General features: G+C 48.1%; 11 protein-coding genes. 3 read left to right on the forward strand and 8 right to left on the reverse strand.

The features are described 5' to 3' along the window. Nucleotides 1–18: 18 nt before the first annotated feature. On the reverse strand, nt 19–2571 hold the full coding sequence (gene adhE, locus GJ688_RS14590) for a bifunctional acetaldehyde-CoA/alcohol dehydrogenase (protein WP_207708823.1): 2553 nt from the start codon (nt 2569–2571) through the stop codon (nt 19–21). A 307-nt stretch (nt 2572–2878) separates the two neighbouring features. On the opposite strand from adhE, the gene GJ688_RS14595 reads away from it, so the two are divergent. Beyond that, entirely contained in the window at nt 2879–3130 is a 252-nt protein-coding gene (locus tag GJ688_RS14595; protein ID WP_235911004.1) for a hypothetical protein, read from the forward strand. A gap of 119 nt (nt 3131–3249) precedes the next feature. On the opposite strand, the gene GJ688_RS14600 is transcribed toward GJ688_RS14595, so the two are convergent. Beyond that, nucleotides 3250–3531: a hypothetical protein gene (locus GJ688_RS14600; RefSeq protein ID WP_155477294.1), complete on the reverse strand. Its 282-nt coding sequence runs from the start codon at nt 3529–3531 to the stop codon at nt 3250–3252. 219 nt (nt 3532–3750) lie between these two features. On the opposite strand from GJ688_RS14600, the gene GJ688_RS14605 reads away from it, so the two are divergent. Further along, nucleotides 3751–4701, forward strand: a complete 951-nt coding sequence (locus GJ688_RS14605) for a ketopantoate reductase family protein (RefSeq protein WP_155477295.1) — start codon at nt 3751–3753, stop codon at nt 4699–4701. A 151-nt stretch (nt 4702–4852) separates the two neighbouring features. On the opposite strand, the gene GJ688_RS14610 is transcribed toward GJ688_RS14605, so the two are convergent. The 5 genes from GJ688_RS14610 to GJ688_RS14630 all read right to left on the reverse strand — a co-directional run bounded on the left by GJ688_RS14610 (nt 4853) and on the right by GJ688_RS14630 (nt 9490). Then, on the reverse strand, nt 4853–5068 hold the full coding sequence (locus tag GJ688_RS14610; RefSeq protein WP_155477296.1) for a hypothetical protein: 216 nt from the start codon (nt 5066–5068) through the stop codon (nt 4853–4855). A 91-nt stretch (nt 5069–5159) separates the two neighbouring features. After that, nucleotides 5160–5990, reverse strand: a complete 831-nt coding sequence (locus GJ688_RS14615; RefSeq protein ID WP_155477297.1) for an AraC family transcriptional regulator — start codon at nt 5988–5990, stop codon at nt 5160–5162. A 23-nt stretch (nt 5991–6013) separates the two neighbouring features. Further along, complete coding sequence (locus GJ688_RS14620; RefSeq protein ID WP_155477298.1) at nt 6014–6406, reverse strand: cupin domain-containing protein; 393 nt, start codon at nt 6404–6406, stop codon at nt 6014–6016. A 223-nt stretch (nt 6407–6629) separates the two neighbouring features. Further along, on the reverse strand, nt 6630–9176 hold the full coding sequence (locus GJ688_RS14625) for a DsrE/DsrF/DrsH-like family protein (protein WP_155477299.1): 2547 nt from the start codon (nt 9174–9176) through the stop codon (nt 6630–6632). Between the two features lie 26 nt (nt 9177–9202). Then, nucleotides 9203–9490, reverse strand: coding sequence for an ArsR/SmtB family transcription factor (locus GJ688_RS14630; RefSeq protein ID WP_155477300.1), 288 nt, complete (start codon nt 9488–9490; stop codon nt 9203–9205). A 324-nt stretch (nt 9491–9814) separates the two neighbouring features. On the opposite strand from GJ688_RS14630, the gene GJ688_RS14635 reads away from it, so the two are divergent. Then, nucleotides 9815–10456: a lactate utilization protein gene (locus tag GJ688_RS14635; RefSeq protein WP_155477301.1), complete on the forward strand. Its 642-nt coding sequence runs from the start codon at nt 9815–9817 to the stop codon at nt 10454–10456. Nucleotides 10457–10620: 164 nt separating this feature from the next. On the opposite strand, the gene GJ688_RS14640 is transcribed toward GJ688_RS14635, so the two are convergent. Further along, nucleotides 10621–12600, reverse strand: coding sequence for a methyl-accepting chemotaxis protein (locus GJ688_RS14640; RefSeq protein ID WP_155477302.1), 1980 nt, complete (start codon nt 12598–12600; stop codon nt 10621–10623). Between the last annotated feature and the right edge of the window lie 371 nt (nt 12601–12971).

A 12971-nucleotide genomic window follows, 5' to 3' on the forward strand; every position in this document is an offset into this window, starting at 1 on the left:
AACCAACCTATATTCTATCTATTGCCCATAGGCATTGATCAATATTTGCTGCAGCTCATTGACCAATGGCATGCGCGGGTTCGCCGTCGTCGTCTGGTCATCAAAAGCCCGTTCCGCGATCTCCGGTACAAGGCTCATGAAGCGGTGGCGATCGACACCGCAGTCGGCGATCGTCAAAGGCATCTGCAATGCCTGCATCAGGCGGCGGACAGCGTCGATGAGCGATTGCACCCCTTCCTCGACGTTGCCGGCTGGCAGACCGCACATGCGGGCGATCTCAGCGTACCGTTGGTCTGCCACATAGAACTCATAGTTTGGGAATGAGGTGAATTTCGTCGGCCGCGTGGCGTTATAGGCGATGGTGTGCGGCAGCAAGATGGCGTTGGCCCGCCCGTGGGGGATGTGGAAGAGGCCGCCCAACTGGTGGGCTAGGCTGTGATTGACACCGAGGAAGGCGTTCGTAAAGGCCATGCCGGCGATACAGGAGGCGTTGTGCATCTTCTCACGGGCTTCTTTATCCTGTCCGTTACGAAAAGCCCTGGGCAGGTACTCAAAGACCATCTGAATCGCCTTGATAGCCAGCGCGTCCGTATAATCCGAAGCAAGTACAGAGACGTAAGCCTCCACGGCGTGAGTCAATACGTCTATTCCTGTATCAGCCGTCACTACTGGCGGCACAGTCATGACAAATTCGGGGTCGATGATGGCCACATCGGGGGTCAGTTCGTAATCAGCCAGCGGGTATTTGATGTTCCTCTCCTTATCGGTGATGACCGCAAAGGAGGTGACTTCCGAACCGGTTCCCGATGTGGTGGGTACGGCGACCATTCTGGCCTTGGCGCCAAGCTTGGGAAACTTATAGACACGCTTGCGGATATCCATGAAGCGCAGCCGCAAGGCGGTAAAGTCGGTGTCCGGATGCTCATAGAAAAGCCACATGCCTTTGGCCGCGTCCATGACCGATCCACCGCCGAGGGCGATGATCACATCGGGCTGAAAATCGTTCATCATGCGGCAGCCCCGCATGACCGTATCGACAGAAGGATCCGGTTCCACATCGGCAAATATCTCGCTGTGCACATAGTTCTGGCGCCGACGCAGGTAAAAAAGCACTCGGTCCACATAGCCTTGTTTGACCATGACGGGGTCTGTCACGATAAAGGCGCGGTGAATCTCCGGCATTTTCTCCAGATATTCAATAGCGCCAAATTGGAAGTAGATTCGTTCCGGGATTTTAAACCACTGCATTTTTTCTCGCCGCTTTGCCACCCTTTTTTTATTGATCAGGTTCACGACCGATACGTTCGAAGAGGTAGAGTTGCCGCCGAAGGTGCCGCACCCTAATGTCAACGAAGGCATATTGGCGTTGTAGATCTCACCGATCGCGCCTTGACTGGCTGGGGCATTGACGATCAGCCGTCCCGCCTTGATGCGCCGGGAAAAGGCATGAATGACTTCTGGATCTTCCGAATGGATGACAGCGGAATGACCCATACCGCCGAAACGGACCATCTGTTCCGCCCGGTCGATCCCCTCTTCGGCCCCGTCCACGATATAGTACGCTAAGACGGGACTCAGTTTTTCCCGGGATAAGGGGTACTGAGGACCGACCCCTTCCAGCCGGGCTAAGAGAATCTTCGTATCGATGGGAACGGAAAAGCCAGCCATTTGGGCGATGCGGTGGGCCGGCTGGCCGACGATGTCCGCATTAACTGCACATTTTTCCGGGTTGATAGCGATGCTTTCCAAACGGGCCACTTCATCCTCCGAGAGAAAGTGGCACCGGTTCTCACGCATGTAAGCTTCAAAATCCTGAGCAATGGTGCGTTCCACGATGACGGCCTGCTCAGAAGCACAGATCATGCCGTTATCGAACGTCTTTGACAGAATCAAATCGGTTACGGCGCGGCGCAAGTTGGCCGTCTTTTCGATGAAACAAGGCACGTTACCCGGCCCGACACCCAGGGCCGGCTTCCCGCAGCTGTAGGCAGCCAGCACCATACCGGCACCGCCCGTAGCCAGGATTAAATTGACACCGGGGTGCTTCATCAACCGGTCTGTCGCTTCAATCGAAGGATTTTCGATCCACTGGATGCAGTGTTCCGGGGCGCCGGCCTGCACCGCTGCCTCTCGCACCACCTGGGCGGCAGCGGCGCTGCAGTGTTGTGCTGACGGATGAAAGGCGAAGATGACGGGATTTCTCGTCTTTATGGCGATGAGTGCCTTGAATAACGTCGTCGACGTGGGATTGGTCACCGGTGTTAAGGCGGCGATGACGCCAACCGGCTCGGCCACTTCCTCATAATCGTCAAACTCATTTTCACCGATGATGCCGACGGTTTTGTAATATTTGATGCTATGGTAGACCGATTCGGTCGCAAAAGTGTTTTTGATGATCTTGTCTTCGTAGACGCCACGCCGGGTCTCTTCAATAGCCATTTTGGCCAAGGGCATACGCTGTTCCAATCCGGCCATGGCCATGGCATGGACGATGTGGTCTACTTGGTCCTGATTCAGATCGAGAAACTGCTCTAATGCCTGCTGGGCTCTGTTGACCAGTTCTTCAATCATTCCAGCTGCATCTGGAGAGCCATGCCTTTGTGACGGTTGCCCCCGATCGGCGTCCCTGTTTTGCGTCTCTTGTTCTGCCATTCACCGAACCTCCTCGCTACTCAGTGCTACCCCCATTACTTTTTCCATTTATGCAAAAGAAATCTCTTTTATTTACTTCGCTTCATCAGCCTGTCATCCTTCCTTATCCTGTTAAATTCACATGAAAAACTTCCTCTCCCTATTGACATTGCGTAAGTTATTATATATTCTTGTCACAATACACTTTCAACTGCATATTAATAGAAGAAAAGAGGTGAACGCAACCATGAACCCAATGAAAGAAATCCACGAAACGAACGAAGAAAATCAAACATTAACCCGGGTAAACCGGTATTTCCGTGGAAAAGGAATGTCGTTGGAGGAAAAACTCTTCTACGCGAAATTGATCGCTACGCTCGATCTGGAATCCGGTCAATACACAACGGCTGATCAAAAAGAGCACTTGAAGATGTTTTCCGCTTCTGTCGATAAACTTCGCAAAGAATCAGCTGGGGTCTCTACCCAATACGGGGCTTAAATATGTAACACATGGGGTTGAGGGGTATCCATGCGAATATATGAATTCGACTAAAAAGCTTCCTTATCATGGAAAATGATAAGGAAGCTTTTTGTTTATATGGCGGGATTATTTGTCCCTTATAGTTTCGGTTCGTTAGGGGCCACTCTTTCTTTTTTCAGAAGGTATTTTTCGTCGAGACGGCCTTCCGTATACTCTTTCAAATACAACAGCGTCAGCTCCAGGGATGCTGTCTCCATCATCACCGTTAAATCATGAACGAAAGAACCATTTGTCTCCTGATCCTGAGTAATCTTGCTTAGTTCCAATAAACGTTCGATCAATGCTCGAAACCCTTCCAGAGAGATTTCCTGTGTGCCGTTTTCTGCCGCCTTATTCGTGTCTGGTTGTACTGAGTTCACTGTGAAGACTCCTCTCTCATCGTCCTTTTTTCTGTTTTTCTCTCAGTGCCCACTATGTATAATTTTTGTTAAAGATATGATTACGGTAAGACTCTTTTATTTTAGCGCTAATTATCTCGATTGTCCAAAGTGACTTCTATTGAACGAGATGATAAAATTGTAGAAAAATGCCGATATAAAGTTTACTCAACTGTTATCGAAAAAGGAGATCATGCACCGATGCACTTCTTGATTTATGGCCTAGGCGCCATTGGCACCGTCTATGGAGCAATGTTAAAAGCGGCTGGTCATAAGGTGACTGGTTTGGCTCGCCCGTCTATGCTAGAGACAATCTCTAAAAAGGGATTACAGGTATGCGGCATCTGGGGTGAGTATGCTCAAATTCCGGATGTGCTCATCTCTTCTTTGGATGAGGCTCAAGACCGCGATTGGGATATGATCATCGTTACGGTGAAATCATACGCCACAGCAGAGGCGGCCCGAGACATTGCCCGTCTGCGCCCTCCCGAATGCCTCCTATGGCTGGCTCAAAACGGTTACGGCAATTTTGAAGCGGCTGCTCCCTATATCCCAGAAGATAAGATCCTCCTAGGGCGGATTATTTTCGGCGCTGAGACACAATCTCCAGGAGTCTCGAAAGTGACCGTCATCGCCGACGACGTGGTTATTGGTTCGCCCAAAAACCGCATTCCCCTCCCCGTCGCCGAGAAATGGGCCGCCCTTTTTCGAGAGTCCGGCATCCCGACTCGGGCCAGTGAAGATGTGATGAAGTATATATGGGGGAAAATCATCTACAACTCGGCCCTCAACTCGTTAGGCGCCATCCTAGAAGTTAACTATGGTAAACTCGCTGGCATGGACGGTTCCCACGAACTGATGATTCATGTCGTACGTGAAATCTTTGCCGTATTGGAAGCCATAGGACAAAAGACCCACTGGGCTGATGCCGATGCCTATCTGGCTGATTTCTATAGCAAACTGATTCCTTCCACGAAGTATCATCACGCATCGATGCTGCAGGATATTCAACATAGCCGCCATACCGAAATCGATTCCTTGAATGGGGCTGTCGTTGCCCTCGGCCGTATGTACGGTGTTCCGACTCCGGTAAATGAAACGATTACGCTGTTGGTTAAAGCCAAAGAACAATTGGTCACTGGTGTCGCGTAGGCTGAACGTCGATAGCCTAATCGGTCATACCACGATGAATAATGGTCTTTTCCACATAATAGATAAGCCCGGAAGATATGCTTAACCATATCGTTCCGGGCTTATCTGTTCTATGTAACTTTTATGCTTAACGATTATATATATCGCCCAATCATTCTCCAAGAATTTGGTGTGCCCGTTCTGTATGGTTGGGAAACAAGTTGGCAGGGACGTTGTCCCCACCTAATTTTTGTGCCACCATAAAATGAGCACAAGATTGGGGATGATCTTGGCAATACTTTTGCTTAAACCGTTCCGCCAAGGCTGGCATGTTGGGCATCTTGTCGTGGAAAAAGGGACACTTGTTGATTTTTTTACAGATGGACATTGAAACTGCGCCTTAAAAACTTGGACCATTTCTTTATTAATAAAGGGTGATCCTTAACATTATGAGGCCACGCTTTATCTACCATAGCTATTCATTTATGGATATATGATGCATATTGCCCAGGTGTAATTCCCATGATTTTAGTAAACCATCGATGGAAATGGCTTTGATCATAATAACCAACCTCTAGGCCCACCTGTTTTAATGGCATACCTTGAATGATCTTGCTTTTGGCAAGTTTAATCCGGATAGAATTCAGATATTCGTGAGGCGGTATGCCAACTTCTTTAGAAAATATCCGATTCAGATAGAAAGAACTTAACCCTGTAATATTCGATAGCTCTGCTGAGGTTACATTATCAAGGTAATGTTCTGATAGATAATTCTTGATTTCACGAACCGCACGGTTTCTTTCACCTATTTTAGGTATGTCTGTCGTCTTATGGGTAGATTTTAGTTTATATAGAAGCGTTGAAAGTGCCTCTATAAAAATACATTCAGATTCCATGGGATCTATTCTTTTCTGTATTGCATCAAACAGCCTTATGAACGGGACGTATAAATATTCCTCTTCGTAAACAGAGATAGTAAAATCCAATTTATTCCATTGCATATCGCTCAACATATTTTCTATATAGGTAGGATTGATACAAAAAACGAGATAACTGTACCTTTGAGTGTCTACAGACATACATGAATGCGATTCGCCTGGAGGGACTAGGATCATTTGTCCGGGGCCGACAATTTCGTTCAATCTCTGAGAATGTATCTTTCTGAACCCTTGCCGAATTAAACTAATACAAAGGATATTGTGAAAATGACGCGATACTCTGTGTTTTATATTACTGGCATCGATAACCTCTATCTGTCCTAAATTTTCGTTTCTTATAATATTCAATGAGGTTTTAGGATCATCGTCCATGAAATCACCTCACTCAAGTATCGCTAGGTTAACGCAGGTACGAATGTGGCTATCATCAACAGCTCTTGCTTATCCGTTAGAACTCGATGTGGTTGGTTCTCAGGAATAACGGACATAACGCCTGCGGTGTAGTTTATTTCTGAGTCGTTAATGGAACATATTCCGTCGCCAGAAATCACTTGGTGCATCTCAAACTTACCGACATGGATGTGGTTACCGATTTCAGCGCCCGCTTCCACTCTGACCATATGCACACTGAACTTATTGTTGGTATCTTTAGCTTTCACCAGATCCTTCAAGTAAACTCCCGAAAAGCTGGGATGACGATTCCAAGGTATCTCTTCGTTCAAAGCTATTTTCTCGTTGCAGAATAGTTTTCCTTCAAGAATTTTACCAGAAAAATCATCTAGGTACATCTAAATTCCATCCTCTCGTTATTCTTTAACCATTGCTCATGGATGGGTTGGTATCCGCTGTTTTTATTTTAATCGTCCACATACGAACAGTATTGTACGTTTTTGCTGTCGGTCCAAAAAATAAATCCAACCCTCGTTGCCACTTATAGAATATAGAAAGACAAACAAAAACCCCACGGTTCCTAGCCTAGAATCGTGGGGTTTTTGATAGACGAAGGCATATCTAGATGAACAGGTTCACATTGGAATCTTCCGCCTCACCGAGGTAATAGCCGACACCGCCGATTTTGACTCCATCGATCAGTTCTTCCGCTTTGATGCCCATCACATCCATCGACATCTGACAGGCGACCAGTTCGATGCCCTGATCCATGGCGGCCATGATCAGCTCTTCAAGAGACTGGACGTTTTTATTTTGCATGACCATGCGGATCATCTTGGCTCCCATACCCATCATGTTCATCTTCGACAAAGGCAAATCTTTGCTGTGGCTCGGCATCATCATGGAGAACATGCGATCCATAAATCCTTTTTCCACCGGCTGAGGGTCTTCCTTTTTCAAGATATTGAGGCCCCAGAAGGTGAAAAACATGGTCACTTTTTTCCCCATCGAGGCGGCACCGTTAGCGATGATGAAGGAGGCGATGGCTTTGTCCAGATCACCGCTGAAGACGACGATCGTTTTATTGTCCTTGGCCGGTGCCGATGGTCCTGACTGGGCAGGGCTTTGCACCATGTTATCATCCATGCACCCTTTTTGAATCAATGCCTTGATCAGACCTGCATCTTTGGATCGGTTGAGCAAGCCGTTGCCGGTGCGCTGACACCAGGATTCAATGTCTTTATAAAAACCAGGGTCGGAAGCTTCCACGTACAGCCGTTGTCCCGGCGTCATCTCATCCATACACTTTTTAACCTGCATAAGCGGTCCGGGGCAACAGAGTCCACAAGCGTTCAGTTTGCGATCATGTTGGTCAAAACTTACATTCGCGGGAGCAGAAATCTTCGTTTCTGTCTTCCCTGCCGCTGCAGTCGTCTGCCCACAGGCAGTGTCACAGGTCGTCCTACATCCACCATTCGATTGTTTTGGCTGGTTCACATTACAACCTCCCGCCTTGTACTGAGCGATTTCGTATGAGTTGTAGCCCCCGGAGAGGTTTTTTGCCTTAAAGCCGCGCTGTTTCAATATCCGCTCAGCTAAGTATCCTCGAAAGCCGACTCTGCAATAGAGCCAGTGTTCTTTCGCAGGATCCAGTTCATCAAGACGCTGCCGAAGCACTTCTAAGGGAAGTAGGACCGATCCGGGGATGTGACCCGTTTCGTATTCGAGTTCGGAACGCACGTCGAGGAGAACCGCTTTTTCTCGATCGATCTGATCGATTTCGCTGGTGACAAAGAGGTCTGTTCGGCCAGCCAAAAGGTTTTCCGCCAAAAAGCCCGCCATGTTAACAGGATCCTTGGCCGAGGAATAGGGCGGCGCATAGGACAGTTCCAATTCCTTCAGGTCGTCGACAGTCCCGCCCATACGGATGACGGTGGCGATGACGTCGATGCGTTTATCTACACCATCATAGCCGTAGGCTTGCGCGCCGAGCACCTTTCCCTTTTCATCGAAGATCACTTTCAGCGCGATCGGCGATGCCCCCGGGTAATAGGAAGCATGGGAGTTTGGGTGCACATGGACGACACGATAAGCGATGCCCAGGCGGCGAAGGGTTCGCTCGTTGTTTCCGGTGACTGCTCCGGTCAACTCGAAGATTTTGATAATCGAGGTGCCTTGGGATCCCCGGAAAAAGCTCTCAATCCCGCAGATATTATCGGCGGCGACGCGGCCTTGCTTGTTGGCAGGACCGGCCAGAGGAATGGCCGTTTCACTGCCGTTGACAAAGTCAATAACTTGGATGGCGTCACCGACGGCATAGACGTTTTCTAGGTTCGTCTGCATTTGTTCATTGACGATGAGGTGACCGCGAGGACCGAATTTCAGGCCTGAATCCTTTAGAAAATCGACGTCTGGCTTGACACCGATGGCCAGAATGACCATTTCAGCAGTCAATCGGGTACCGCTGCTTAAGGCGACCTCGATTTCACCGGTTTCACCAGCCGCTTGTTCGGCAAAACTTTGAACACCGTCACCGAGAATCAGCCGCACACCACGCTCTTCCAATTCCTTTTCCGCCATCGGTACCATGTCGTCATCAAAGGGCATCAAAATATGAGGGGCCGCCTCGACGAGGGTAACGTCAATGCCGCGATCACAGAGGTTCTCCGCCATCTCGACACCGATAAACCCGCCGCCGATGACAACGGCCCGGCGGACTTGTTTTTGGTCTACCGCTGCCTTGATCCGATCGGCATCGGGAATATTCCGGAGGGTGTAAATCTTATCGCTGTGCACACCAGCGATCGGCGGGATGAAGGGTTTGGCGCCTGGCGCCAAGACGAGCACATCGTAAGTCTCTTCGTAGATGCCCCGGTCTGCACTCTTGACGGTAACTTTTTTCTGTGCACCGTCGACGGCTACCACTTCACTGTGCAGACGAGCGTCAATGTTAAAGCGGTTTCGCATCATCTCGGGCGTCTGCAAAATCAGATTTTCCCGCTCGACGATGGTCTCCCCGACATAGTATGGCAAGCCGCAGTTGGCGAAAGAGATGTATCCGTCTCGTTCAAAGATGATAATCTCTGCTTGCTCGTCAAGCCGCCGCAATCGGGCTGCTGTTGACGCGCCACCGGCGACACCGCCAACGATGACCACTTTTTTGTTCATGTGGTAATCTCTCCTTCATCTCATGTTCATTTCCGCACGGGAAATAAACATTCTAATAGACCTTTTATCTTATCGTTCTTGATTCGATAGTTGATCTCCAGTCCATTTCGCTCCCCTTCTACGGCTCCGGCGGCTCGCAACTTCTGCAAGTGCATGGAAATGGTCGATTGGGGAAGGTCAAGGCAGTGCTGCATATGAGAGACGTTGCAATCTCCTTTTTCCATCAGTCCCCGAAGGATACAGAGCCGAACCGGGTGGGCCATCGCTTTGAGAAGCTCAGCAGATTCTGAGTACTGTCGATAATCTTTTTCCATCTAAGTTCCTCCGGTCAAATGCTGTAGTCGTTGTGGATAACGATGAAGCGATGATCCTGTGGATTTTTTAAAGTCCATCTAAAAGTTAAGTATATTGCATAATCAGGATATCCCGATAATTTGATTTTAGACCTCCCCTCTATTTGTGTCAATCCTCACAATGCTTGAAATTTTTGTCCCTAAGTGAGATATTATTTATAAAATTCTGTCTCTTTTGAATAGAATACCTTTTTACAAAGTCGAAAGCGAATGGTACAGTTTAAGTGCTCAGGTACAATTCAGTATGATGCGAATTTCCGAAGGCGTGAAAGGAGATAGACCTACATGAACGATTTCTTAGCTTGGCATCATGAAACCCTCGGGACAAAGGTCGTCGAGGCACTGACGAAGAATAACTTCCAGGCTACATACTGTAAGACCCGCCAAGAGGCAGTCGAGCAGATTCTTTCCCTGATTCCAACTGACGCTTCTGTCGGCGTAGGCGGATCGCAGACCATCCAAGAGCTAGGCCTCCTGGACCAACTGTCGGAACGAGGAAATGAACTCTTAAACCACAACCGTCCCGGCATAACCCCGGAAGAAGCGATGGACATCCGCCGGCGTCAGCTGGTTAGCGATGTATTCCTCACCGGTACGAATGCGGTGACCTTAGACGGGCAACTGGTCAACCGGGACGGCATCGGAAACCGGGTCGCGGCCATGATCTTCGGACCGAAAAAAGTCATCGTTGTCACCGGCGTCAATAAAATCGTCAAAGATCCGTCGGAAGCGGAAGCTCGGATCAAACGGTTTGCCGCTCCCCTCAATAACAAACGAATCAACCTCCCCAACCCTTGTACAACAACAGGCGAATGTATGAATTGCCAGGGACCTCGCCGGATCTGCAACATCACCACTGTGCTCAGCAAAAAACCGATGCTGACGGAGTTTCATGTTATCGTCGTAGGGGAAGAGTTGGGTTATTAAAGGTCCAATTGACCTTTAATAACCCAGCTTATCGGCGAAACTTTTCCGGACAGGATTAAAAAAATGGCAAAGGGTTGACCCTCTCTGTTAGGGTCCGCCCTTTGCCATTTTTCACGTACGTAAACATCGTGACCACAAAATCAATCGATGCCTTTGTCGAACTCTTATAGCTGAAACTGATGGATTTTTTCGTTCAATTCTCCCGACAACTCTTCCATTTGTGACGCCGCCCATTGAAGTTCATTTAAACTTCCTTTTTGATTGGCGATCAGCGTTACCGCATGTTCGCTCGCTGCAGCCACTTGCTGACTCAGGGCAGAGGTATTCACAACTGCATCGACAATGCGTTTTTTCCCGCCCGCAATCTCGTTTGCAACAACGACAACATCATGGCTGGCTTTGGATATGTTCTCAACCCCTAAAGCGATGCCATCGAAGATGCCTTTGATCGAATGCATCGCGGTGGTGCCTTCGATCATACTTTTCCCGCTTTGTTGCATCGTGCTTACGGCTAATGAGATTTGAGCTTGGATGCTTTGAATCTGCTCGGAGATCTCCGCTGCGGCATTAGCTGACTGTTCCGCTAACTTCCGGACCTCATCGGCGACGACGGCAAAGCCTCTGCCGGCGTCTCCGGCACGGGCGGCTTCGATAGCCGCATTTAAAGCGAGTAAGTTTGTTTGCGAAGCTATCGAACTGATCGCACTGATCACAGTGGCAATCGATTCAGATTTTTGACCTAATTCATTCACAACCGAACTGGACTTCTGTACATTTATACCGATATCATCCATACGGTTCATCGTGTGAACTACCGAGGCTGCGCCATCTTTTACCCGGATTCGAGCGTCTTCTACCACCTGTTCCACCATTTGTCCGATTTCGACCAACCGAGAAACGGTCTGATTCATCCCTTCTATTGCCATTGTAATTTGCTCGATTTCTCTAGCAGTAGTTTGTGTCCCCTCCGATAATTCGCTCATGGTTGTTGTCACTGAATTACCAGTCTGGACGACCTGTTCTGTCAATCGTCGGTAAGACGTCGACGTTTCAGACACCGACTTCGAAGCATGGCTCATTTCTTCGACCAAGCTCCGGAGACCATTCACCATTTGGTTAAAGCTCGCATTGACCTTACCGAGTTCGTCTTCCTGTTCAGCTAATTGAATCCGTAAGTCTCCCTTCGCCGTGTTCGCTGTGGCCCTCTCTAAAACATGAATTCGTTGAAAAAGTCCTTTTAGCAGCAGCATCGTAATGATCATCATCAGCAAAACAGCAATGGTTGTGATGGCCGTCACCTTAACCAACAACGTGTTCAGTCCACTAGTATACTCGGTCAGGGGAACTTCTAAAACCATATACCAACTGGTACCTGAAACAGGGGACGCAAAAAGGATCTTTGCTTGATTTTCCACAGAGATCGTCGAAAAGGGTACCGTGTCATTGAGCAAATCCCGTACTGCTTTTTGGTAATCGCCGAATCGGTCCTTAAAGATATTACTCTCTAAGGCGCCCCCGTCGGGGTGATAAAGAACGAGTCCCTCTTTATCGATGATGAACACTTTGTCTGTTTTACCTATATGAAAGTCTGTGTTTTGCTCAAAGACGGTATTGACCAAACATGCGCCGCTAACCAATCCGACGACCTGTCCATTATTATTTTTAATACCCGTTTCCATCGATATAATCATGTCACGATTGTTTTGCTTATCTGGAAACGGATTCGATACTACCGATTTTCCAGTCGCCATAATATCAGGGAAACTGCTTTCCGAGGAGATGTTGATCACCACTCCGTTGTGCAGTGTCAAATTCCCCCGGGTATCACATAGACCGAAACTATTATATGTACCACCGAAACGCTTCATTTCTCGTATCAGATAGGGCATGGCCTTCTCATAGTCCATAGAACGGACGATGTCCGTGTTTGCAACCACTTCCACTTCCGCCATACGGGTCTTTACCCAGGTGCTTAAACGCTCTGCATGAATCGATAGGGCTTGTTGTGCACCGTGTTTGAGATTGTCCATAATCTGCTCTTTTGCATTAGAGTAGACATAACCCGTCACGGAAACGACACCTGTTACTAACAAGGCCGTTAGTACGATGAGTGTTCGTACTTTTAATGAGCCTGACCAATTCACTCGTTTCGCTCCCCCCTCTACGACGCATTATGTTTTGATTGCTGATTTTATTGAGTTCAATTAAATCCAGAAAATTCATTAGTCGTGTATCGATGTAATTCATTCTATAGCATTTAGGCAGCCGGATTCGTCTTTATGTCTTGCTTTCAAAAGTGCTGATTTTGTCTTTACTGTTTGCCAGTATAGTATCCAGCTGGCTTGCGAGTGCCGTGTTTCAATAGTTTCCCTCACCGTTGTCTATTTGTCAATCAAAAAATTCCCATTAATAAAAATTCCCATTAATAAATTCCCATTAATAAAACGTTCATGACCCGTTGGGTCACAGGCTATGATGAAAATGATCATAGCCTTTTCTGTTTTGGTAAATCCTT

It is taken from the genome of Heliobacterium mobile (assembly GCF_009720735.1).
Classification (GTDB): domain Bacteria; phylum Bacillota; class Desulfitobacteriia; order Heliobacteriales; family Heliobacteriaceae; genus Heliobacterium; species Heliobacterium mobile.